General features: G+C 69.6%; 21 protein-coding genes, 2 pseudogenes and 2 CRISPR repeat arrays (1 of these 25 running past the window's edge). Of the genes and pseudogenes, 19 read left to right on the forward strand and 4 right to left on the reverse strand.

From position 1 onward, the window contains the following. A CRISPR array of direct repeats spans nt 1-81; the repeat unit is 31 nt (it extends 2,574 nt beyond the left edge of the window). 1,187 nt (nt 82-1,268) lie between these two features. Then, a CRISPR array of direct repeats spans nt 1,269-1,537; the repeat unit is 23 nt; unit sequence TCCTCCCCGCCGACGCGGGGGTG. 411 nt (nt 1,538-1,948) lie between these two features. Next, nucleotides 1,949-2,482, forward strand: a complete 534-nt coding sequence (locus ACF07N_RS35500; protein WP_392120917.1) for an NUDIX hydrolase — start codon at nt 1,949-1,951, stop codon at nt 2,480-2,482. Here the strand turns inward: ACF07N_RS35500 and ACF07N_RS35505 are convergent. Continuing rightward, complete coding sequence (locus ACF07N_RS35505; RefSeq protein ID WP_392120919.1) at nt 2,460-3,800, reverse strand: helix-turn-helix domain-containing protein; 1,341 nt, start codon at nt 3,798-3,800, stop codon at nt 2,460-2,462. The two genes, ACF07N_RS35500 and ACF07N_RS35505, sit on opposite strands and share 23 nt — an antisense overlap. Before the next feature lie 124 nt (nt 3,801-3,924). Between ACF07N_RS35505 and ACF07N_RS35510 the strand changes: the two genes are divergently transcribed. The 4 genes and pseudogenes from ACF07N_RS35510 (at nt 3,925) to ACF07N_RS35525 (ending at nt 5,909) form a co-directional block, all read left to right on the forward strand. Continuing rightward, nucleotides 3,925-4,155 carry a hypothetical protein gene (locus ACF07N_RS35510; protein ID WP_392120921.1) on the forward strand — a complete coding sequence of 77 codons (231 nt, stop codon included), beginning with the start codon at nt 3,925-3,927 and terminating at the stop codon, nt 4,153-4,155. A 322-nt stretch (nt 4,156-4,477) separates the two neighbouring features. Further along, a pseudogene (locus tag ACF07N_RS35515) lies at nt 4,478-4,642 on the forward strand (acyl-CoA dehydrogenase); the annotation flags it as partial. 140 nt (nt 4,643-4,782) lie between these two features. Next, the gene (locus ACF07N_RS35520; RefSeq protein WP_392120923.1) at nt 4,783-5,262 is read left to right on the forward strand and encodes a DNA-binding protein; all 480 of its coding nucleotides are present in this window, start codon (nt 4,783-4,785) and stop codon (nt 5,260-5,262) included. 80 nt (nt 5,263-5,342) lie between these two features. Continuing rightward, nucleotides 5,343-5,909, forward strand: a complete 567-nt coding sequence (locus ACF07N_RS35525) for a hypothetical protein (protein WP_392120925.1) — start codon at nt 5,343-5,345, stop codon at nt 5,907-5,909. Between the two features lie 133 nt (nt 5,910-6,042). Here the strand turns inward: ACF07N_RS35525 and ACF07N_RS35530 are convergent, their stop codons facing one another. After that, nucleotides 6,043-6,234: a hypothetical protein gene (locus ACF07N_RS35530; RefSeq protein WP_392120927.1), complete on the reverse strand. Its 192-nt coding sequence runs from the start codon at nt 6,232-6,234 to the stop codon at nt 6,043-6,045. Between ACF07N_RS35530 and ACF07N_RS35535 the strand changes: the two genes are divergently transcribed. From ACF07N_RS35535 to ACF07N_RS35575, 9 genes and pseudogenes are all read left to right on the forward strand, one after another. Beyond that, the gene (locus ACF07N_RS35535; protein WP_392120956.1) at nt 6,145-6,480 is read left to right on the forward strand and encodes a DUF6624 domain-containing protein; all 336 of its coding nucleotides are present in this window, start codon (nt 6,145-6,147) and stop codon (nt 6,478-6,480) included. The genes ACF07N_RS35530 and ACF07N_RS35535 overlap by 90 nt on opposite strands. A 71-nt stretch (nt 6,481-6,551) precedes the next feature. Next, nucleotides 6,552-7,019, forward strand: a complete 468-nt coding sequence (locus ACF07N_RS35540; RefSeq protein WP_392120929.1) for a DUF6082 family protein — start codon at nt 6,552-6,554, stop codon at nt 7,017-7,019. Between the two features lie 129 nt (nt 7,020-7,148). After that, nucleotides 7,149-7,328 (forward strand): FxLD family lanthipeptide, encoded by a 180-nt coding sequence (gene fxlA, locus ACF07N_RS35545; protein WP_392120930.1) that lies wholly within the window; start codon nt 7,149-7,151, stop codon nt 7,326-7,328. Between the two features lie 94 nt (nt 7,329-7,422). Further along, entirely contained in the window at nt 7,423-8,658 is a 1,236-nt protein-coding gene (fxlM, locus tag ACF07N_RS35550; protein WP_392120932.1) for a methyltransferase, FxLD system, read from the forward strand. A 53-nt stretch (nt 8,659-8,711) separates the two neighbouring features. After that, nucleotides 8,712-8,903 (forward strand): FxLD family lanthipeptide, encoded by a 192-nt coding sequence (gene fxlA, locus ACF07N_RS35555; RefSeq protein ID WP_392120934.1) that lies wholly within the window; start codon nt 8,712-8,714, stop codon nt 8,901-8,903. A 143-nt stretch (nt 8,904-9,046) separates the two neighbouring features. After that, nucleotides 9,047-11,016, forward strand: a pseudogene (locus ACF07N_RS35560) (lantibiotic dehydratase family protein); the annotation flags it as partial. After that, entirely contained in the window at nt 11,014-12,060 is a 1,047-nt protein-coding gene (locus tag ACF07N_RS35565; protein ID WP_392120957.1) for a thiopeptide-type bacteriocin biosynthesis protein, read from the forward strand. The pseudogene ACF07N_RS35560 and the gene ACF07N_RS35565, both read left to right, overlap by 3 nt. Then, on the forward strand, nt 12,057-13,289 hold the full coding sequence (locus ACF07N_RS35570; RefSeq protein WP_392120936.1) for a lanthionine synthetase C family protein: 1,233 nt from the start codon (nt 12,057-12,059) through the stop codon (nt 13,287-13,289). The genes ACF07N_RS35565 and ACF07N_RS35570 overlap by 4 nt, the downstream gene beginning before the upstream one ends. Continuing rightward, nucleotides 13,271-14,284 carry a thiopeptide-type bacteriocin biosynthesis protein gene (locus ACF07N_RS35575; protein ID WP_392120938.1) on the forward strand — a complete coding sequence of 338 codons (1,014 nt, stop codon included), beginning with the start codon at nt 13,271-13,273 and terminating at the stop codon, nt 14,282-14,284. Before ACF07N_RS35570 ends, ACF07N_RS35575 begins: the two co-directional genes overlap by 19 nt. Nucleotides 14,285-14,323: 39 nt before the next feature. Here ACF07N_RS35575 and ACF07N_RS35580 read toward each other — a convergent pair whose 3' ends face one another. Together ACF07N_RS35580 and ACF07N_RS35585 are read right to left on the reverse strand one after the other, a co-directional pair. Next, complete coding sequence (locus tag ACF07N_RS35580) at nt 14,324-14,881, reverse strand: hypothetical protein (RefSeq protein ID WP_392120940.1); 558 nt, start codon at nt 14,879-14,881, stop codon at nt 14,324-14,326. A 58-nt stretch (nt 14,882-14,939) separates the two neighbouring features. Then, nucleotides 14,940-16,367, reverse strand: coding sequence for a hypothetical protein (locus ACF07N_RS35585; RefSeq protein WP_392120942.1), 1,428 nt, complete (start codon nt 16,365-16,367; stop codon nt 14,940-14,942). A gap of 641 nt (nt 16,368-17,008) precedes the next feature. Here ACF07N_RS35585 and ACF07N_RS35590 point away from each other — a divergent pair. The 5 genes from ACF07N_RS35590 to ACF07N_RS35610 all read left to right on the forward strand — a co-directional run bounded on the left by ACF07N_RS35590 (nt 17,009) and on the right by ACF07N_RS35610 (nt 22,279). Further along, nucleotides 17,009-17,941, forward strand: coding sequence for a conjugal transfer protein (locus ACF07N_RS35590; RefSeq protein ID WP_392120944.1), 933 nt, complete (start codon nt 17,009-17,011; stop codon nt 17,939-17,941). Beyond that, entirely contained in the window at nt 17,938-18,279 is a 342-nt protein-coding gene (locus ACF07N_RS35595) for a hypothetical protein (protein ID WP_392120946.1), read from the forward strand. The genes ACF07N_RS35590 and ACF07N_RS35595 overlap by 4 nt, the downstream gene beginning before the upstream one ends. Further along, nucleotides 18,276-18,872: a hypothetical protein gene (locus ACF07N_RS35600; protein WP_392120948.1), complete on the forward strand. Its 597-nt coding sequence runs from the start codon at nt 18,276-18,278 to the stop codon at nt 18,870-18,872. The genes ACF07N_RS35595 and ACF07N_RS35600 overlap by 4 nt, the downstream gene beginning before the upstream one ends. After that, nucleotides 18,869-21,562, forward strand: coding sequence for an ATP-binding protein (locus ACF07N_RS35605; protein ID WP_392120950.1), 2,694 nt, complete (start codon nt 18,869-18,871; stop codon nt 21,560-21,562). The genes ACF07N_RS35600 and ACF07N_RS35605 overlap by 4 nt, the downstream gene beginning before the upstream one ends. Nucleotides 21,563-21,916: 354 nt before the next feature. Further along, complete coding sequence (locus ACF07N_RS35610; RefSeq protein ID WP_392120952.1) at nt 21,917-22,279, forward strand: hypothetical protein; 363 nt, start codon at nt 21,917-21,919, stop codon at nt 22,277-22,279. Nucleotides 22,280-22,370 lie beyond the last annotated feature (91 nt).

The raw sequence follows: 22,370 nt of genomic DNA on the forward strand, positions 1-22,370 counted from the left end.
CGCCGACGCGAGGGTGATCCGCCGGCGCCGATGATAGGGGTGCGGTGGCGCTTGTCCTCCCCGCCAACGCGGGGGTGTTTGCGGAGCCGGAATAGTGGTGCCAGAGTACGAACTTGTCCTCCCCGCGCGGGGGTGTTCCGCCCGCCGGGGTGTCCGACCGGGCCCAGTCCGCGTTCTCCCCGCCGACGCGGGGGTGTTCCGGAAGCCCCGCCGGGGATCCGGCGGGGCTTTGAGTCCTCCCCGCCGACGCGGGGGTGCTCCGCCGGCCGCCGGTGCTGCGACGGGCGAGCCCGTGTCCTCCCCGCCGACCGCGGGGGTGTTCCGGGGGCGGCCTCGTCGCCGGTCAGCACCGCGCCGTCCTCTCCGCCGACGCGGAGGTGTTCCGAACGCGGACCGGGAGCTGCTGGAGCTGGGGGCGTCCTCCCCGCCGACGCGGCGGGGGTCCGTCCATCCAGGCTGCCGAGTTCCTGTCGTACTTGTCCTCCCCGCCGACGTGGGGGTGTTCCGTCGTTCGAGGGCGCGTGGTCGATGCAGTTCGTGTCCTCCTCGCCGACGCAGGGGTGTCCCGAACGCCAGCACCACGGCGTACAGCCCGGTGGCGACCTCCCCGCTGACGCGGGGGTGTTCCCCTCGCGGAGACGCTGAGCGGCGTCCTGCTCAGGTCCTCCCCGCCGACGCGGGGGTGTTCCGGAGGCGGGCCCCGCACATGCATCCGCATCAGTCCTCCCCGCCGACGTGGGGGTGTTCCGCCCTGCACCCCGCCGTGGATTGTCACCGGCGGCGTCCTCCGCGCCGACGCGGGCGTGTTCCGGAGTGGTCCCGCGTCCTGGACGCCGATCCGCCGTCCTCCCCGCCGACGCGGGGGTGCTCCGGCCGAGACCTCCGCGGCGCAGAGCAGTGCCCTGTCCTCCCCGCCGACGCGGGGGTGTTCGGGCCTCGGCGACCTTCCGAGGAGGCACGTCCCTGTCCTCCCCGCCGACGTGAGGGTGTTCCGTCGTCATGTCGAGGCGCGAGCCCGGCATGTTCGTCTTCCCCGCCGACGCGGGGGTGTTCCGTCCGCCGACGCCGAGATGGGTCCGCAGCACATGTAATCCCCGCCAAGGCGGGGGCGCTCCGACTCTCAAGCTCGATGTCGTCCTGCGCCTCGCGGTCTCCCCGCCGACGAGGGTGCTCCGTACAGGTTGCCGTCCGGCGCCAGCTCGATGCGGTCCTCCCCACCGACGCCAGGTGTTCCGGTCGCGGCGGACGCGATCAGCACCTGAGAGCTGTCCTCCTCGCCGATGCGGGGGTGGTCCGCCGACCTCGCTGCCGCGCGGTCGTTGGTGCGCTCTTCCTCCCCGCCGACGCGGGGGTGTTCCGGGCACCTGGCTTGCGGGCGCTGCGCTCGCGGCCTCCTCCCCGCCGACGCGGGGGTGCTCCGACAGCGAGGCCCTGGACGCGGATCTCCGCGACGTCCTCCCCGCCGACGCGGGGGTGTTCCTTCGTGACGGGTCGGGGCGGGGAGGCCTGGGTGGTCCTCCCCACCGACGCGGAAGTGGTCCGCTGGGCTGGATGTATGTCTGCAGATGCGAGCCGTCCTACCTGCCGACGAAGGGGCTTCCACCTGGCCGTGTCCGGCTGACGTCCACGGACGAGTCTTTTCTCCGCAGACGCGGGGACATCGATCTGTCTGGCGACTCCGCCAAGACCATGCCCGTCTTGGTACGGGGCCGCCCGCGTCAGCGCGCAACCCGCAGTTGCGCCATCACATGCGTGAAAGCGGGTGCGTCGCCTGCCTGGCCCTCGCCCTTCCCTCCAGCATCCCGTTCCGGTTACGATCGCTGCCGCGATCGAGCGCGAGTTGTCCCCCCTGCAGACATCTCGTCAGGATGACGCAAAAATGCGCCGAACTGGCGTGCCCTCGGTGCCGGTCTGAGATCCTAGAGACCGAGCGAGAGGGGCCGCAGGTATGGAGTGGAAGACCCACGGTGAGCGCCAGATTTACACCAATCCTTGGGTGAACCTGTGTCTTGTGGACGTCCAGCAGCCGGATGGGCGCAGGTGGGAGTACCACGTCGTCCGTCTTCGGCACTTGGCCGTGGCCGCGGTGGTCAACGATCGTCAAGAGGTTCTGATGATGTGGCGCCATCGCTTCATCACGGACTCCTGGGCTTGGGAGCTGCCCATGGGGTTGGTTGAGGAAGGTGAAACTCCGGAGGAGGCGGTGGCCCGCGAAGTACTGGAGGAGACTGGTTGGCGCCCCGGCCCCATCAAGCCCCTGATCTACGCGGAGCCGGCCAATGGCATCACCGATTCTCAGCATCATGTCTTTCGAATCGACGGTGCGGTTCTTACCGGACCGCCCACGGAAAAGAACGAGTCCGACCGCATCGAGTGGATTCCCCTGACAGAGGTGCGCGGCATGATCGACCGCCGGGAGGTCGTGAGCAGTGGCTCGCTTGTGGGTCTGCTGTATCTGCTCATGGACGAAGCGAACCGCTGACAGGTGCGAGGAGTTCCCTCAGTCTGGCCTCGAAGGCGAGGGCTTCGGGCTCATTCCTATGTGGGGCCAACTGACCGTAGAATTCGCGCAGGTGTCCGGTTACCCGTTCCGAAGCCACGGCCGAGGCAGGCTCTAGAGCCTGTGTGGCGGTATGGCATGCCTGGTCAATTTTGCCTTGGTCTAGCTGCATCCGTGCCAGCCAGAATGAGTGGAAGGCACGGCCTCGCATATTGGTACGGGCCTCCCGCCGGAGAGCCTCCATGATTAACGGCTCCGCAGTTGCAGCTTCTCCCAGCCGGCCGTGGGCGATTCCCGTGTCTGCGATAAGTTTTGGCTCATCAAAGTATGTCACCCACGACGGGTCCGGGTCGCTGGTCTGGGTCTGCTCGAAATGGTCGTGAGCCTCGCTGATCGCGCGGTAGGTGGCGCCCCGGCTCCCGAGAGTGGCGTGGGCGAATGCTTCGCGCATGGACAGCATGGACAGCACTCGCGGGGTGGTGCTGGGGGTTGAGCGCGCCTGATCCTGTGCGGCGGTGACGAGTGCCAGTGAGTCTGCGGGTTTGTCCTGGTAGGTAGCTTGCAGGCTCATGCACGCAAGGACGTTGGCCATGAACTGGCGGTCGTCGATCTCCTTGGCCAGTTGCAGCGCCTCGGTGAAGTAGACGCGAGCCTGGCTGTATTGGCGGGCATCGAAGTAGGTCCAGCCGGTGAGCCGTGCCAGTTCAGCAGCGATCCGGTAGAGACCGTTCTGCAATGAGGACGGTCGGTGCTCCTTCAGTAACGCCACCACGAAACGGAGCTGTCCCACAATGGCCGGCCTCAGCGCTTCCCCTCCATGCTGGTCGTCTCGTCGCCAGTAGTCCTCAATGGAGGATTGGAAGGCTTCAAGGGTCGCTCTGCTCAATGGCGTGTTGGCGGCCATGGCCAGAATGCTGTCGACGCCGGGGCTCGGCAACGATGCGGGGGTTTCTTGCTCGGGCAGCGCTGCTGGGGGGAGCTCTTGCTCGGCAATGGCGAGCGTTGGCGGCGTCTCCCATGATCGGCGGGCCAGTCCCAACATGTGCCCCGGGATGCGCAGCCCGTCCGCGATGCGCTCGATGACGTCCATGTGCTGCAACCTGCGACTGCCTGTGATCACTTCACCGACACGGCTTGGCGTCAGATCGCAGCGCCTGGCGATCATCGACGGGTAGATGCCCGCCCTGGTCTTCACTAGCCGGAACACCCTGGCAAAGTCTCGGGCCCGGCAGGCATCGATCATCTGCGGATCGGTGAGCAACCTGGCAGGCAATTCTTGGGGCCGGTCGGCGTCGGGCATCGGTTGACTCCCCCGCTGCGGTAGTAACGCAACGTCGCTGGTGCTGTACCAGCCGCGATGTTACCCAAGTTGGGTAACCAGGCGGACCTTTTGGCGATGGTCCGGGTTTCGCGATGCTCCCTGCATGGCGAGCAACCAGCAGACCAGACCAGGCATCGGTGAACTTGCGAAGGACACCGTTAGGGGACGTATCGGCGTCGTCATGGGTGAGCTCGGTGGACGGGTGCACCTCAGGCCGATCGGTGGTGGGAAGGAGTGGGAGGCCGTCCCGGAGACCGTGAAAGCACCCAGCACGCGAGAGGAACTGAGCGCCCGCCTGGCCGTCAGGAACAGCAACAGTCGGTATGGGCTGTGAAGCGCGTCGTCGGACGGTACGCGGGAGTTCTGTTCATCATCATGATCAGCGGATCGTGCGGCCTGGTGATCGGCATGGCTCTCGCCCTCGACCCATAGGACCGACCGCCACTGAACGTGGGTCCCTCGCACCAATCCCTCACCTTCGGGATCCTCCACAGCTGTGTTCTAGAGCAAGCCGGGGCCCGCTCCCCGCGCCTGAGGAGGCACCGCACCGCACCGGTTCACGCTGCTGGCAATCAGCCAAGTGCCACATCAGGAACCGCCGCCCCAGCGGGAGGAGTCAAGTGCCGCCAGGAGAGCTCAGCTCGGTGATACGGCCCCAACGCCTGTGGCGCGACATCCAGCACACCTACCCACCGGCCGGAACCGGCGAAGTCCAGCGCATCCGCCTGGCCGACGCCGCCTACGGCGAGGACCACATCCAGTGGTCCGAACGCCTCGCCGCCGAAGACACCCAGGCACGCCCCGACCCCACGGCCGCATAAGCCCCCGTGCGCGGCGCCCGCGGATCCACAGACCGCCGCGCACGGGCCCCGTGCCGCCGGCCCCCTCACCCCGCGGGGACCGGCGGCACCCTCCCCGCGACCATCCACTCAGCTGAGAAAGAGACACCGTGACCCCGTCCATGACGATCAGCGCACCGATCACTCCCTTAACGCCGACCCTGCAGCGCCTCGCCCAGCACCTCGCCAACGGCCTCACACTCCCGGAGGTCGCCACACGCACCGGACTGTCGGCCGTGACCGTCCGCCAGTACGTGCGCGACATCCGGGAAAGCCTCCACTGCCCGCCCCGCTGCAAGCGCCCGGTGATCGTCCACCGCCTGATCACCGAACAGCAGGTCGCCCCGCCCACAACGGACAGGCCGGCACCGGAGTTCAGCTCGGACCAACTGCTGCTCCTTCGAGCCGTCGCCGAGCACAGCGACGCCCGCGACATCGCCCTCGCCGCCAAACTCGCCCGGGCCGACCTGCGCGCCGCGCTCGCCCAGCTCCTCGCCGACACGGGCGCACAGGACACCACCCAGTTGGTGATTCTGGCCCATGGCTGGAACCTGCTGACGGCCGAGCAGGCCCAGCCGACACGGAGCGGAGCCAGCCGGTGAGCAGGCCCCCAACTCCCGTAGCCGGGGAGCGACAGACTGCGGCGTCGGCCGCCCCGACGCCCCTGGCCTCCGCATACGAGATGCGCACGTTACACACGGACACCGAACGTGGAGAGGCAGCCGCCCTCGTGCAGGACCGGCAGCGCTGGCTCGCCCTGCGCCGTCTCCCGGTGCGCGCCCGGGCCGACATCCCGGCCCTCTTCCGCGACCCGCAGACGCAGCCGGCCGGGCTGTTCGAGGACGGCAAGCTGCTCGCCTGCATGATCCCCAAGCGCGACCCCGGGCTCGGATGGGGCAAGGGCCCCTACCTCTTCCTCGGAAGGGTCCACACCCTGCCCGACCAGCCCGACGACGTCACCCGGCTGATCACCCTGTGGGCATCCGACTTCGCCGCCCGGCTCGACCTCCCCCTCGTACGGGCTGAGGCACTGGCCCGCCACACCCTCGACGCCGAACCCATCGCCACCTTCCTGCGTCGGCTCACCAACATGGGCTGGGAGGTACAGGGATCCGGCCCAGGACAAGAAGGGGACCGAGTCGCCCGCCTCAAGATCGCCGCCGAACGTCGGCCCGGGCTGGGCGCACTGATCGGCTGCCGCGTCCACGAGCCACACGCCGCCACTCCGGAAGAACGGGGCAGCACGTGATGACCGCTCAACCCAGACGGCCCGACCTCGCTCGCGAGCTGATCGCCCGCGCCCAAGCTTCGGCCACGCACCGGGCCCAACGAGTGCGCAACCAGCTCGACGCCGTCCAACTCGGCCAGAGCCGTCACGCCGATCACGCCAACACCAAGGTGCTGCGCCGCATCCTGGCCGAACACAACTGGCCCGGCCACCGCCTCGTCGGCCGGCCGCCGCCCGCGCCGCCTGGAGCATCGCCCTGCACAGCGATGACGAACCCGACTTCCAGCGCGCCGCCACCACCCTGCTGCAGCGCGCGGTCCACGCCGGCGACGCGCTCATTCAGCACTGGGCACACCTGCATGACCGCGCCCTCATCACCAGCGGGCACGCCCAGGAGTACGGAACCCAGCTCCTCCTGCGAGCAGACGGCATCGAATTGTGCCCACTGCGGGCACCGGAATCACTGAACGAGCAAAGAGCCAGCGTCGGGCTGCCACCCATCGCGGTCGCCCTCAACACGGTGCGTCGCAGGTACACCTCGGTGCCGCATGTCGAAAGCACGCTGGCCGACGCGTTCCCGGAAGCCGCATGAACGAAGCCGCTGCCTGCTCACCATCCGAATACTCGTCCGCGCCCTCACTCCAGTCGAAGGACCGTTCGCGCATGAAGCTCACTACCGCCGTCATCGCTACCGGTGTCGCCGTGTCCCTCACCACCGCCGTGGTCGCAACCGCCCGGCTCAGGCAGGACGCGCGGCACCAGGCCGAGCGCAACGATGCAGTCCTCACACAGAACCAGCTCGGCTGGCTCGCGCACATGTCCACCAATCCGGACATCGCCAAGCTCTGGACGCCCCAGGACATGGACGTCGAGGAGTACATGCAGCTGCTGAAGGCCAACCAGCTCATCTGCATGCTCAGCCTGCGCGACCGCCTCGGCTTCGTCCCTGCCGGCCATCTGCCGTGGTACGCCGCTCAGCTGATGGACAGCGACGTCTGCCGGCGGTACTGGGCCCGCTTCGGGGACCTCCGCGCCCAGGAGGCCGAGGGAAACGAGCGCGCCGAGCACTTCACCCGGGTACTGGCCCAGGCCGCGAAGAACCACCCGCACGCGCAGGCCGCCGCGGCCTGACCGCACCACACACCGACTCCCAGGCGCGTGACCGCTTCCGGCGACTTCGCTGCTCGTCGCCGTCTGGTAACGGCACCGGGACCCGACCGGGCCTCGGCACCCCGCATCACCCGCTGCTAGGAGGCATGCATGACCGCCATCCAGGCCGAAAGGCCGACCGCTCCCGTGCAGGCGGACTCCGTGAAGACCGATGCCGGCCCGTTCGGGCTCGACATCACCTTCATCGAAGGCACGCCGGCGACCGAGACGGTGTTGATGTGCAGCACGGGTGACATCTGCGGCAGCTCCACCACACCATCCTGTCGGTGAGCCGGCCAGAACGCAGAGCGTTCGCCGATACCCTCCCAGCCCACTGGCACGGTGCCGGTCCACTCCCCCCAACATGTACGACCAAAGGAACTTCATGACGAACACGACCGTCGAGCCCGATGAGGCAACCCGCCTACGCAATGACGTGGTGGAGCAGCTGCTCGCGGACGGCACGATCCTCTCGGCGGAGATCGAGGTAGCGATGCGCAAGGTGCCCCGCCACGAGTTCACCCCCGACACGCCGCTGGAGAAGGCGTACGACCCGTATGCCGCCGTAATCACCAGGACGGACGAGCACGGCGTGCAGCTCAGCTCCGTCTCGGCCCCGCAGATCCAGGCCATGATGCTGGAGCAGGCCAAGGTGCAGCCCGGCATGCGGGTGCTGGAGATCGGCTCGGGCGGGCTGAACGCGGCGTACCTCGCCGAGCTGGTCGGCGATGACGGCGAGGTCGTCACCGTGGACATCGACCCCGCCGTCACCGACCGAGCATCCCGGCTCCTAGTCGAGCACGGCTACGACCGGATTCGTGTCGTCACCGCTGACGCGGCCGAGCCCATCCCCGGTCTCGGTGAAGTCGACGTCGTCATGGTGACCGCCGGCGCCTGGGACATCGCCCCGGCCTGGACCTCACAGCTCAAGCCCCACGGCCGGCTCGTGGTGCCGCTGCGCATGCGGGGCCTCACCCGCTCCGTCGCCTTCACCCAGATCAGTGGGGAGCACGGCACATACCTGGAGAGTGACTCGGCGCTGATCTGCGGCTTCGTGCCGATGCAGGGCTCGACCGCCCACCGGGAAGAACTCCTCCTCCCCAACGGCACCCCAGAGATCGGCCTGCGCTTCGACGACGGTCTGCCGGCCGATCCGCACCGGCTGGACAACGCGGTCACCACGCCCCGCCATGAGATGTGGACCGGCGTCACCATCGGCCTCCAAGAGCTCCTGGACACCCTGCAGATGACGATGGCCATCGCTCTGCCGGGCTTCTGCATCATGGCCGTCGACGAGGACCTGGACACCGGCGTGGTCGCCCCGTCGAACAAGCGGTTCGCCCTCGCTGCCGTCGAGGGCGACTCCTTCGCCTACCTCGTCACCCGCCGCACCGAGGACAACAAGCACGTCGAGTACGGCGTGCACGCTCTCGGCCCGAACGCCCAGCACCTCGCCAACAGGGTCACTGACGTGCTGCGCGACTGGGAGGCCAACCATCGCGGCGGCCCCAGCCCGATCATCCGGGTCTATCCGGCCAGCACCCCCGACGACCAGATCACCGCCGACCGAGTCATCGACAAGGTGCACAGCCGGATCGCACTCTCCTGGCCCCCGGCATAGCGCCGGGGAGTCAGGCCGTCCCGCACCACTCGAGGAAAAGGAAGGGAACCACCATGACGAGCGCCACCGTGACTCCGTCTGCCCTCGTGGGCGACCTGGACGACGACTTCGCGCCCCTGGACGTGAAGGTCGTCATCGCCCAGCACCCGCACGGCAAGCTCATGTGCAGCACGGGCGACGGCTGCGGCACCACCTGCGCGACCGGTTCCTCCGCCTGCAACTCCTTCGTGGAGGACCCGGCCTGACCCAAGCCAACCCGGGCTGGTGGGCCGGATACAGCGCTGCATCCGGCCCACCAGCCGCCCGCCTTCCCCTCCCGCGCGCAGCCCGAAAGAAAGGGCCCATGGCATCTCGAACAGTCCCCGAATATCAGTGGCAGGGCGCCGCAATGCTGCGCGCCACCACCAGCCCCGGACCGGCAGACGTACCCCGCACCCTCAACCTGGACGACGCGGACGTCACGCGCGGATGGCTGAACCGCATCTGGCAGCGCGAGCACTTCCGCAGCGCACTAGAACTGGCCACCCCCGCCCTCAGCAACGCCATCGAGGCCGTCGTAAGCGGCCAGCAGACCGGTCACCGGCACATCAGACGCACTGCGCTGTCGACGGTCACCTACCTGCTGCGGTGGCAGCACCGACCGACTCCGCTGGGCCTGTTCGCCGGCATCGCCCCCGTAGCCGTCGGACAGCGGGCGAGCATGCGCTGGCGGGACAAACACCGCGCACTGATCAGGCCGGACGCCGAGTGGGTCACCGACATGGTCCTGCGCCTCCAGCGCAGCCCCGCGCTGCTGGCGCGGTTACCGCTCACCGCCAACAACGCCGCTCGCGTCCGCGGGGACAGACTCGTCGCGCCGGGCCCGCCAGCCGACGGCCACGCCCTGCGCCTGGCCCCCGTCGAGGTATCGGTCCGCAACGCCCGGCCGGTGGCCGCCGCGATGGCCGCGGCCCGATCCCCCATCCTCTACGAAAATCTCCACGCCCACCTGCGTGACCGCTTCCCGCAGGCCACCGCGGAAAAGATCGACGCGCTCCTCATCGCCCTGATCGACCAGCAGTTCCTCATCAGCAGCCTGTGGGCGCCCCTGACCACCGTCGACGCCTTCCAGCACCTGTGCAACGAACTGCACCGGCACCACGCCGAAACCGTCCCAGACGTGCAGGACTGGTCCGCGCCCTGTACGCGGTGCGCGACGACGTCTGCTCCCATCAGCCGACGCTCACCGATACCAGCGTCAGCGCGATCGCCGAGCGGATGCATGCCCTCACCTCCGTCACCTCGACCCCGCTCTTCGTCGACACGGCCCTGGACTGCGAGGCACAGCTACCGCAGACCGTGATCACGGAGGTACAAGCAGCCGTCACGGCCCTGTACCGAACCACCCCACAGCCCTACGGCTACCAGCACTGGCGCGACTATCACCGCCGGTTCCGCGCCCGGTACGGCGTCGGCGCCCTGGTGCCGGTGCTGGACTTGGTAGCCGACAGCGGCCTGGGCCTGCCAGCCGGGTACGTCGGCTCCGAGCGCGGTGCCACGCCGAAGCTGCTCACCGACCGGGACGAACTGCTGCTCGCCCTGGTGCAAGAGGCCCTCATGGACGGCCGCAACGAACTCCAGCTGACAGACGCGACCATCGACGCCCTGGAGCAGGCCGCCGGTCACGACGATCGCCTGTTCGTACCACGGCTGGAGACCACCTTCGAGGTCCACGCCCCCAGCACCACAGCCCTGACACGCGGCCACTTCAGCGTGCTGCTGACCTCCGTGCCACGGCCCGGAAGCAGCATGGCCGGCCGCTTCGCGCATGTCCTGCCACCCGAACAGCAGGACGCGCTCGCGGCCACCTACCGCAGCGCCCCGGGCACCCTTGCCGCGCAGCTGGTGTTTCCACCGCGCCGCCGCCGCAACGAAAACGTCACCCGTACACCGCAGTTGCTACCGAACGTCATCGAGCTGTCCGGTCATAGGGCGGCAGACGACACGACAATTCAGCTCGCCGACATCGCCGTCACCGCGGACTCCCGCAGCTTCCACCTCGTACAGCTCTCCACCGGTCGCCCTCTCAACGTGCGAGTCCTACACGCCCTGGAAGCCGGCACCCAGACCCCGCCCTTGGCGCGCTTCCTCGCCGAGGTGGGCCACGCGCGGTATGCCGCCTACAAACCGTTCGCCTTCGGCGCCGCCTCCCGCCTCCCCTACCTTCCACGGGTGCGCTACCGCCGCACCATCCTCACCCAGGCCCGATGGCTACTGATGGCCGACAACCTGCCCGGCCGCAAAGCCCCGATCGACCAGTGGGAGCACGCCTTCGCGGCCTGGCAGGAGCGGCTCCGAGTCCCGCTGAACGTCGCCATGATCGAGCACGACCAGCGCCTTCCCCTTGATCTGTCCCACCCGGTCCACCGGCGGGCACTTCGTGCGCACCTCGACCGCTCCCAGCGCCTGGAACTGCGCGAAGTCCCAGACGGTGACGCCCACGGCTGGATCGGTCGGGCCCACGAGATATGGCTCTCCCTCGCACGACCCGAAACCGCCGAGAAGCGCCGGCCGTTCGTTGCCGCACCGGCCGCCACCGAGCGCTGCCTTCCGGGCTCCGGCGATGTCCTCCACGTACAACTGCACGCCCACCCGGACCGCTACGACGAGATCCTCAGCCAGCACCTGCCCCGCCTCCTGGACCTGTTCAGCGACCCTCCACCAACCTGGTGGTTCACCCGCCACCGGGACATGGCCCGCCCGGACGCCGACCAGCACCTTGCTCTCACCCTGCACCTGCCGCCGGATACGTACGGGATCGCGGCCCAGCACGTCCATAGCTGGGCGGACAAGCTGTACGGCCTCGACCTGGCATCCGGGATCGTCCTCGCCCCTTACCAGCCGCAGACCGGGCGCTTCGGCGGCCAGGCCGCCATGAACGCCGCGCACCAGGTGTTCGCGGCAGATTCCACCGCCGCCCTCGCACAGATCCGGCTCGCCGAGCGCGCCGACGCCTTCACCCCGCAGGCTCTCGCCGCAGCCAGCACCCTGAACCTCATCACCCACCTTGCACACAGCGCCCCAGAGGCCGAAGAGTGGCTCGTGCACAACCTCCCCCAGGGCACAGGGCGACTGGACCGGACGCTGCGCGATCAGGTGCTCAAGCTCGGCGCAGCTGAAGGTGCCTGCGCTCTCGCTTCTCTTCCCGGCGGCTCCCTCGTGACCGAAGCGTGGCGGGCCCGCGCCGTAGCCCTGGAAACCTACCGGCAGGCCCTGGCCGGGGACCGCGACCCACTCGCCGTCGCCCGGACCCTGCTCCACCAGCACCACGTCCGGGCCCTGGACGTCGACCCCAATGCCGAGGCGACCACATTGCGGCTCGTACGGACCGTAGCCCTGCAACACCGGAGGGCGAACCGATGACCACACCGGCCGCCACCGCCGCGGCGATCCTGGAGCGGTACACCGTCCATCTGGCCGATCCCGCCCCCGCGCCCCCTCACACGCCATGGGCAGCGCAGTCTCTCGCCGACGGCGCAGCCGGAATCAGCCTGCTGCACGTCGAGATGGCCAGCCGCCCTGGCGGCTCCTGGCGCCCGGCCCACCGGTGGATCACCACCGCAACCGCCGGGCATGTCAGTGCGGCCGACACCACCGGGCTGTTCCTCGGCGCCCCAGCCGTCGGCTTCCTCCTGACCACCGTCCCGCCGCCCTTCCAGCACCTGTACGAGCCGGCTCGCAAGAGCCTCCACAAGCACATCAGCGATCTCGCTCACCGCCGCGTCGACGCCGCGCGCTCCCGCATCCGCGAGCGCGACCTCGCCACGTTCGCCGAGTACGACCTCTTCTACGGTCTCACCGGCATCGGCGCGTACTTGCTGCGCACCGATCCTGACGGGCCGGCGCTTCGGCGCCTTCTTGAGTACCTTGTCGCCCTGACCCGCCCGCTCGCCCCAGGTGGCCTCGGACTGCCGGGTTGGTGGGTCCGCCACGACCCCGCCCGCGGTGAATCCGCCCACTTCCCCGGCGGACACGGCAACTTCGGCGCCGCCCACGGCATCACCGGCCCGCTCCTTCTCCTAGCCCAGGCCATGCGCCGGAACATCACCGTCCGTGGCCACCGCGACGCCATCTGGACCATCTGCGAGCATCTGGACACCTGGTGCCAGCATGGACCCGCCGGCCCCTGGTGGCCCGAGCACATCTCGCGCCGCGACCTCGAGCGCGCACACCCCCACCACGACACCCCCGCCCGGCCCAGCTGGTGCTACGGCACCACCGGCATCGCACGGGCCGGGCAACTCGCCGGGCTCGCCCTGCGCGCTCCCGAGGTCCAGGGCTTTTACGAAGATGCCTTGCACCGGGCCCTGACCGACCCCGCGCAACTCGCCCAAGTCATCGACACCAGCCTCTGCCACGGCTGGGGAGGCATTTACCAGACCGCCGTCCGTGCAGCCGCCGATGCCCGCGACGCCCGACTTCAGGCCCTTCCTAGCCGCCTCGGCGACATGCTCGCCGCGCAGGCCCGGCCCGGCGGTCTCCCGACAACCGGGCTAATCAATGGAGACGCCGGCACCGCGCTCGCCCTCACGACCTTCGCCTCGCAACAGGCCCCGACGACCGGATGGGACGCATGTCTCTTGATCGACTGATTCAGCCGGAGCCGGATCCCGTACCCCGCGCGATCCTCACTGTCCTCGGCGGCCGCCTACCGCTCGCCCAGGCCGCCCGGCAGTACGGCATCGACGAGATGACCCTGTCCGACGCTGTCGCGGTCTACGACCAAGCCGGCAGACAGGCCCTCGCCCGACCCACCGCCACGGACGACTGGTGGCAGGCGTACCTCCACTTCGCGTACTGGACCAGCGCCGACCACGCCTTCACCACGCACGTCCTGCCCCTGCTGCACGCCGCAGAATCCGCGAGCCTCATCAGCGGCTGGTGGTACACCAGGAAGCACCCCTGCTGGCGACTGCGTCTCCGCCTCCAGCCGGGTGCCGGCGCTGAGCTACGCACCGCAGAGGGGGAGGACCGACTCGGCCTGCACCGCCTCGTGACCGACGGGCACCTGCTGCGGTGGTGGCCCGGCATCTACGAACCGGAAACCGCCGCCTTCGGCGGCCCCGTCAGCATGGCCGCCGCACACGCCCTGTTCATCACCGACAGCCAGGAAGCACAGCGCTTGCGACTGCGCCGGAACCTGACCGTGGGCCCACGAGAACTGTCCGTCCTCCTGTGCACCCTCATGATGCGTGCGGCCGGACTGGAGTGGTACGAGCAAGGCGACGTCTGGCACCACGTCATCACGAACGAGCACCGCTCGGCCGTCAACGACGTCCCCCCAGACCACCTCCACGCGCGCGCCGAGGAAATCAGGCCCCTGCTCCTCGCCGACAGCGACGCCATGCTCCGCCCTGACGGGCCGCTGGATCCCTTCGCAGAGTGGGTCACCGCGTTCCGCAGCACAGGGCAGATACTCGGCCGCGCCGTCGAGGAAGGCACGCTCGATCGCGGGCTGAGGCAAGTGCTCAGCTACCACGTGATTTTCCACTGGAACCGACTCGGGCTGTCCATGCGCGGGCAGAGCATTCTGGCCTCGGCCGCCCGAATGGCGATCTTTCACGACGCGCACAGTGTACGCAGTTGACGTGACTGAATGGGATCGCTGCCGTGTCTCCCACACCGTTTAGCGACCTGGGGTGAGTCGGCCCAGTGGGGGCAGGAGGCTGTCGCCAGGCCAGAAAGGCCGCTCGGTGGCGAGGCTGTTCAGGAACAGGCTGACCTTGTCCAGGGCCGCAGCGCGTTCGGCGGGGCCGTAGGTGACGAGGTCGTCGGCTGCGGTGTCGTGGACGCGTAGCTGGCCGTGTGGCCCGGTGCAGAGCAGGGCGCGTGGGATTTCGGGCAGGCCGAGGCTGAGGGCGTCGCACCGGCCTGTGTGGACGAGCTGGATCAGGTCGGTGGTGACGCCTTCCCAGTCGCCGATGCTGGGCCAGGCGGCGCCTCCGTTGAGTTCGTGGGTGAGGGTGGCCAGGGGGATGATCTCGCCCGGCTGGCGTCCCCGGGTGAGTAAGTCGTGGATCTTCACGCCGTCGGGCTGGCGTACGTGCGGGTGCAGCAGTGAGTCCGCGGCCACCACGGTGGTGTTGATCTCGCGGGCGTCGGGGCCGGGGTAGTACGGCTCATGGGCGAAGAGCAGGTAGACGTCGCCGGTGCGGGCAGCCGGGCCGAACTCGGACTCGGGCATGGGATCAGTTCCCTTCAGCGGTGGTGTGTGCGGCGTGGAGTGCTGGTGGGCCGTTCCTTCAGCGGCCGGTGAGAGGGCTTGCCTCTGGATGGGTGGTGGAGGTGGACGCGCAGGTGGTGCATCGGCCGTCGCTGTGGGGGTGTGCGCGCCGGGGTGTGGGGCCAGGGCATGTGCGGCAGGGCGGCCAGTTGAGGCAGGCCGGGCAGAGGTCTTCGCCTGGTGCGGTGCCGGGAACGCCGCAGCCGGCGCATTCGACCAGGGCCCGGTAAGCGAGTGCTTCGGACACGGTGCGTGCGGCGGCCAAGGTGCTCGAGTGCTCCCCCACCGGGTCACCTGCCGGGGTGGCGTGAGGTTCGGCCACAGTGGCCGGTGGTGGGTACGCCTGTGCGGCACGGAGCCTGGCGGCGATGATCGCGCCGACCGTGGTGCGGATCGGGCTCGGCAAAGGGCGAGCGCTGATGACGTGGTTGAGCTGCTCGCGCGTCCAGCCGGCCTTCAGCATCGCGGACACGGCTGTGCCCTGATCCGCCAGTGCGCGGCCGGTCAGCAGGAGTTCGGGACGCTGGGTGCCGATCTGAAGCAGCAGGCGCACTCCGGGTGTGAGGTCCGTCGCCGCCGGCACGGTCCGCAGTGGCGGTGCTTGATGCCGTGATCGTGCGGGGCGGGCGACGGGAGGGAGGGGTCTGGTCTTCTGCTGAGTGGTCTTCTTTCTGTTGGTGTTCTTAAGGGCCCGGTCAGCCAACGTAGGGTCATCCACGCGTGGAGAACCCGACTCTGGCTGTGACCTGCTGGATTGCAGAGCGGGCAGGTCGGTGATGACATAGGCGGCGGCGCCCAGAGTGCCGTCCGGGCCGCGTTCGCGTTCCCTCACGAGGAAGCCGTGGCTCTGCAGTTCCTTCAGACCGCTTCTCACGGCGGATTCGCCGTCCCTGCCCGCACGGGCGATATCGGTGACGCTCATGCGCCAGCCCTCCCGGTGCGTGGAGAGCAAGCCGAACAACCCCTTGGCCTTGAAACTCAATGTGCCATCGCGGAACAAGGCGTTGGCGATCTGAGTGAACTGATCGGCTGCCATCACCCCGCGGCGGATCCCCGCCCGCCCCCCGTCAGCGTGACCGGCAGGCGAGGGTGCGGCCTGAGGGCTGGCCTCGGCCGCCGGTGCAAGGTGCAGCGTGGCGGGACGGTCGGTGATGCAGTAGATGATCTCGCCGAGGGTTCCGTCGGGGCGCCGCAGAAGTTCCCGGATCAGATACCGGTGCCTCTCCAGCTCTTGCAGGCCGGTGCGGACCGCTTCACGCCCGTCCGGACCCACACGCACCAGGTCAGCGACTGTCACCTGCCAGCCGCTGCGGTGTGTGCTGCTGTAACCGAAGATCCCCTTCGCCTTGAACGACAACCGCCCATCGCGAAACAGCGCATTGGCCACCTGCGTGAACTGATCCGCGCTCATGACGCCGCGGCGGATCCCCGCCCCGAAGCGGCTCACCGCTGCTCCTGCGACGATGACCGCCTACGCCGGGCACACCGGCGCACCCGGCCGGCCAAGGCGAGGCTGCTGCTGCACAATCGGCAGATGCGTAGGGGTGCCATGCCCACAGCCCAACCGCCTCCCCTGACCAAGTCGGCAGCCATCGCTCCCGACCACGGATCACGATCGGGCAACACCGTCAACACGCCGGCGTGGTCGCTCGCGTGGTCGGGTTCGGCCACGCACCCAGTCGGTGCGGCGCGTACGCGATACGCGGGACGAACGACGAGAGCGCAAGGTCTGCGCAGTCGCTTGCCTGCGGGAAGGCTGCGCAACCCGACCGAGGGCGTCTCTACTGCGCAGGTTCGTACGCCAACTGCACAGGCTCCATCGCGGCACGAGGGCCACGCAGCGTGCGCAGCCGCCTGCAGGTCACATGCCGCGCTCCAAGGCTGAGAACCCGGTCTGACGCACAGGTAAGCCGTGGTCGGCACGCCCGCGCCCCGTGGTCGGACTCATGGTCGGGCTGTCCACCACTGTGACCACGAATGCCGTATCCGCATCGTGATCGTGGTCGGGGCCTCGTGGTCGGTGGTCAGGTCGGGATCGGCCGCTTATGTCGAGGGCGCAAGCGTCCGTTCTGACCTGGGAGTTCGACCATGTCCCCTGGCAAGCCGGTTTCGCGCAGCGAGGCCGTTGCTCCGATGGCGGCAGGCGCCCGGCTGGAGGCGATGCGGCGCCGGGTGCGCGTGTCACGCCTGGCGGTGTGGACCGTCATCGCGGCCGGCCCGATCGCCCTCGGCGTCACCCTCACCTCCACCCCGACCACGGTCGAGGCGGCGTCCTCGACTAAGCCGACTGCCGCACCCACCACGACGGTGGCAGCCGACCCGGCCGGCTATGCGCAGCTGTTCCTCCACACGTGGCTGCGCAGCAGCACCAAGGACGAGGCAAGTGCGCAAGCCCGGCATGCGCAGTCGATGGCGCCCGGCGTCGATCTGCCCGAGCCAGCCGCCGGTGCGCAGGCGGCACCGGAGGTGGTGACGGCGGTGCGCACTGCGCAGCGTGCGTATGGAGTGTGGTCGGTGACGGTGGCTGTGCAGTACGCCGACGCTTCGGTGCTCCATTACGCCGTGCCGGTGGCCACCGATCGCACGGGCGCCTCGTTCACGGTGACCGGGGCACCGGGCGTGGTGGCCGGGCCGGCCCGGACGGAGGTGCCGACATCGCCGTACCGGGTGAGCGTGCCGGAGGGTGATCTGTCCGCTGCCGTCGGGGAGTTCCTCGCTGCCTACCTCACCGGTGCCGGAGAGGTGGACCGGTACCTCGCACCCGGCGTGAAGCTGCTCCCGGTCTCTCCGGTTCCCTACCGGGCGGTCACAGTGCGGCAGATCTCCGCCGTCGAGGAAGCGGCGGCCGCGGTGACCGTGCCGGCCGATGGCACCAAGGCCCGCGTCCTGGCGCAGGTGAAAGCCCACGGTGAGGACGGCCGATGGCCTCTGGCCTACGAATTCACCCTCGCGGCCCGCTCAGGCAGGTGGGAGATCACCGCGCTGGGCACGGGAGCCGCAACGGCGGGAGGTGCCCGGTGAACACGGTGCATCACACGGTCCTGGCCGGTCAGCTGGACGACCTGGGCGACTCGTGGATCAGCATGTTCCAGGACTGGGCCACCAAAGGGCTGCAGGCCGGTCTGCTCGTCCTGGTCGTCGTGATCATGATCCAGAAGTTCAGCCTCAAGGCCGGCATCGGCGCCCTGCTGTTGATGATCATCGCACTGGGGTTGTACAACTCCCGCGAGGACCTCTCGAGCATGTTCGAGGACGAGGTCAACAACCCCGCTAAGGGCGCACCCGTCGTCCCTGGCATCGTCCACGGCGCTGGTCCGGGAGCGCGCGCCCACTCTGCCGGCACGGGAGCCACGCTGTGACCGCCGCCTCCACTGCCGGGCGGGTGGGGCGCTTCTACACCGCCGCCCGGCGTCATCCCTGGGTCCTCGGCAAAATCGCCGACTGGAAGATCCCGCTCGGCCCCTACACGCCCGCCCAGATCGCGGTCGGCGTCGGCGGCGGCTTCACTCTGATCAAGTCCATCAGCTGGTGGTCATGGATGGGGCCGATCCCGATCGCGGCCTGGCTGCTGGCGATCTGGGCGGTCCGGCGCCCCAGGATCGGTGGCCGTGCCCCGATGCAGGCGGCGCTGGGGTGGACACTGCTCGTGGGGCAGCCCCAGGGCGGGCGCATCGCAGGGCGGGCCGCCCGTGACCGCACTGCCCGCCCGCTGCTCGGCGGCTTCATGATCGAGGAACCACCCGGTCCCGGCGGCGCCACCGAGAGATCCGGGGCAGCGAAGCGGCGCACCCGCCGGGCACCGTCCGCCGGCGCGGCCACGGCCCACGCCGGCCCGGCCGCGCCCCACTCGTCCGCAGGCCACCGCAGGCAGGCAGCGTCTGTCGGGTCGGTGGGGCCGGTGTCGGGAGTCCATGCGCTGCTCGCGCTCGCCGAGCAAGGCGGTGGACGGTGAAGGTTCCGATCCGTCACATCGCCGGGCACCTCATCTGGTCGACGCACGGCAGCGTGTGGGCCGTTTACCGCCTGCACCCGGTACCGGATGACGCCTCAGGACAACACCAGGAGACCGTCTCGGGCACCTACGCGCCCGTCCAAGTACGTGACGAGCAACTCGCCAAGATCACACATTTGGTCCGGTCCTTGTCTGGGGCGCCGCGGTTGTTCGGGTTGTGCGCACAGGTCGATCCCGGCGAGATCGCCCTGCGCATGATCGAAGGCGTCGAGCCGGCCGACACCACTCCGCAGTCGGGTCCGCACCCGTGGGTGGAGAACGTCGAGGCGACTCTTGACCTGCTGGAGGGCGAGGAGATGCACCGCCGCACCCTGTGGCTGGCGGTTCCCCTGCACACCGAGACCGCCGACCTTAAGGTGTCGGCGCTTCTGGGCGCAGCATGGGTCGAGGTGGCGTCATCGCTGGGGATGCGGCCGGCGCCGGTGGCCCGGCGGGAGGTGACCGCCTACCGCGAGCAGGCCTCCCGTGTGGAGGCCGCACTCGCCGGTGGCATCGCCTTTCGTCCCGCCCGTCCGGCGGAGATCGTGTGGATGATCCAGCACGCCCTCCACCGCGGCCTGGTCGAACCGCTGCTGACCGAGGCCGAAACCAGCGGCCTGTACGGGGGGCAGCTGCAGAAGGGGGTGCTGCGTTCGCCCAGCTATGCCGACCTGGGCCAGGTGCGTCTGCAGGAAGGCGGTATCGACCCTGACCTCGACGACACAGGCGAGCTCAACCCCGCAGGATCTGTCACCCGGTCGGGGCGCACGGCCTGGTGGCGCCTTGGGACCGGCTCGCCGCTGGGGCGGCGCTGGCTGCAGGTCGAATCCGAGACCGGCGTCGGCTACCAGGCGCAGCTCGCGCTGGCCGAGTGCCCGCCCGCCGTCGCCCAGGATGCCGCTGATCTGTTCGCGCAGCTGGAGATGCTGGACTTCCCCGTCGACTACACCATCGACCTCACCCTCGTGCCCGCGGAGAAGGCGCGCGAGCAGGTGCGGCGCAAGAAGAACGAACTCATCGACCAGGCCGACCAGTACGACGCCCGCCCCACCGGCATGCCCGCCTCGCTGACGGAGGCCGCCCGCGATTTGGGCGAGCTGGACGCCCGCCTTGCGCGCACGTCGGTCGAAGTCGAGGTGCAGTCCGTCACCGTCCTGACCGTGTGGGGGCCGACCGCCGCCCTGTGTGATTCCCGGGCCCGGGCGCTCGCAGCGCTGCTCGGGGGCGCGGACTACCGGGCCGTGCGCCCGGCCGGCCTGCAGCAGGCCCTGTTCTTCCTGGGCCTGCCCGGCACCACTCGCAACGGTGTGGTGCGGGAGTTCACCCAGCACCAGATCTCCGAGGACTGGGCGTTGGGCGGGGCCTTCACCGCCTCGGAGGTCGGCGACCCGAACGGCATGTTCCTGGGCATCGACCTCGACTGCGGCACCACCCGCCCCGTGATGATCAACGTCGCGGACGCGCCCAAGGTCGACGCCTCCGCCTCCATGGGCATCGTCGGGGACCTGGGCGCGGGCAAGAGCGTGCTGCAAAAGCTCATCGCGGAGGCGGTGTGGGCGCGCGGCGGCTGCGCGATCTGCATCGACCGCACCCCTATGCGCGAGTGGGCGAGTTTCGCACGCACCGCGGCACAGGGCCGCGTCCAGATCATCGACGCCGCGCAGGCCGAGGTGTCCATCGACCCCTTGCGGATGTTCGAAGGCCCCGAAGGCCGCCACTACGCCCTGTCCTACCTGACCCTGCAGCTCGGCATCGGCCCGATGAGCACCAGCGGCGAGGTGCTGCACCACGCCGTCGAGCAGGCCGCCGCCGGCGACCGGCCGTCCATGCACCGCGTGCTGGAGATCCTTCAGCAGATGGCCACGAGCGAGGTGGGAAAGCGGCAGGACGCGGCCGCCGCCCTCGCCGGCCTCATCCGCGTCGTGGCCACCAACCCCCTGGCCCGGATGGTGTTCGACCCCACGCTGCCGCCCGTGCAGCTGGACGCCTCCAGCGCCCGCGACATGATCGTGATCACGACAGCCGGACTGAAACTTCCCCCCAAGGCGGCCTTCGGCAATCCCGAGGTCCTGCACCAGCAGCCGCTGGAGGCGCTGATCGGGCGCGCCGCGCTCTACCTGATCGCCGCACTCGCACGGCAGACCGCATTCGAGGACCCCGAACGGTTCACCGCACTCGTGCTGGACGAGCTGTACTGGCTCACCTCGTCGGCCGAGGGCACCGCGCTGGTTCATGAAATCCTCCACGACGGCCGCAAGCACGGCGCCGGCCTGATCGCCGGATCCCACGACGCCGAAGAACTCGGCCCCGACCGCGGCCTGATGGCCTATCGGGCGCTCGCCCGCACCACCGACCGCGCACGGGCCCGGCGCGGCCTGGAGTTCGTAGGCCTTGATCCGAGCGACCCGCAGTTGCTGCGGCTGGTGACCACAGGCCTTTCTCCCGTCGGCCACGCAGGCCGGGAGGGCGAATTCCTGCTGACGTGCCCGCGGCAGAACACCGGCCGCGTCAAGGTCCTCATCCCCCGCATCGGGCGGATCACCACGTCCATCACCACCACACCGGGACGCCACACCAGCACTGAGGCGCCCTCCGCGCCGGAGCCGCCTGCCAGCGACACGGCTGCGCCTCGTTCGAAGGAACACCACTGATGGTCTCTTCCGTCCGGGATCGCTTACGACGCCGTGCTGCGGCCGCGGGTGTCCTCACCGTGATCGCCGCCTGTGCGGGCCTGCTCGTCCTGACCGCCGGCAGGGGTGTGCCTGAATCCTGGTGGCCCCGCACGGGGCAGGCCTTCGCCGCTCAGCCCCGGCCCGCGGATCAGAAGCGGTGCGAGCCCGCCATCGGCCTCGGCGAGGCCCCCTGCAGGCGCGACAGAAAGGCGGTCGTGGCAGCCGAGCAGCCGGGCTGGACCAGCGCGGCGTGGGGGCTGGTGACCACCGGCGCGGGCCTGACCGCTCTCCTGGTGTGGCGGTGCAGCACGGCCGAGGCAAGGCGGTACTGACATGATCCGCCCAGAGGGCGCGACCCTCCGCTCGGCCGGCCTGGTGGTGCTGTTCACCGGCGTCTTCCTCGTGGTGAACAGCCAGGTCGTGTATGCGGCGAGCAGCAACAGCGACAGTGGTGATCTTCTCGCCCCGTTGAATATCACCTCCTCCGAGGGGGTGGCGATCAACGGCTATGAGCTGAACGCGCAGGGCGGCTCCATCGTGTCGTTCAAGACGCAGTCTCTGGCCTTCGTCCTGTCCGGGTTGTTCACCCTCATCCGGCTGCTGGTCGGGCTGGCCGGTTGGGCCGTCGAGGTCGCCTTCCGCTTCCCGCTGCTGAAGATTCTCACCAGCCCGGCGCAGAAGGTGGCCGACGCTTAGACGCCGTTTCTTATGGCGTGATCGCTCGTTGATCGGTGCATGACGGATCTCGTTGAGCGGTTGGTGCCGGACGAGTTGTGGGTCTTGTTCA

The organism is Streptomyces sp. NPDC015242, from assembly GCF_043079125.1.
GTDB lineage: Bacteria > Actinomycetota > Actinomycetes > Streptomycetales > Streptomycetaceae > Streptomyces.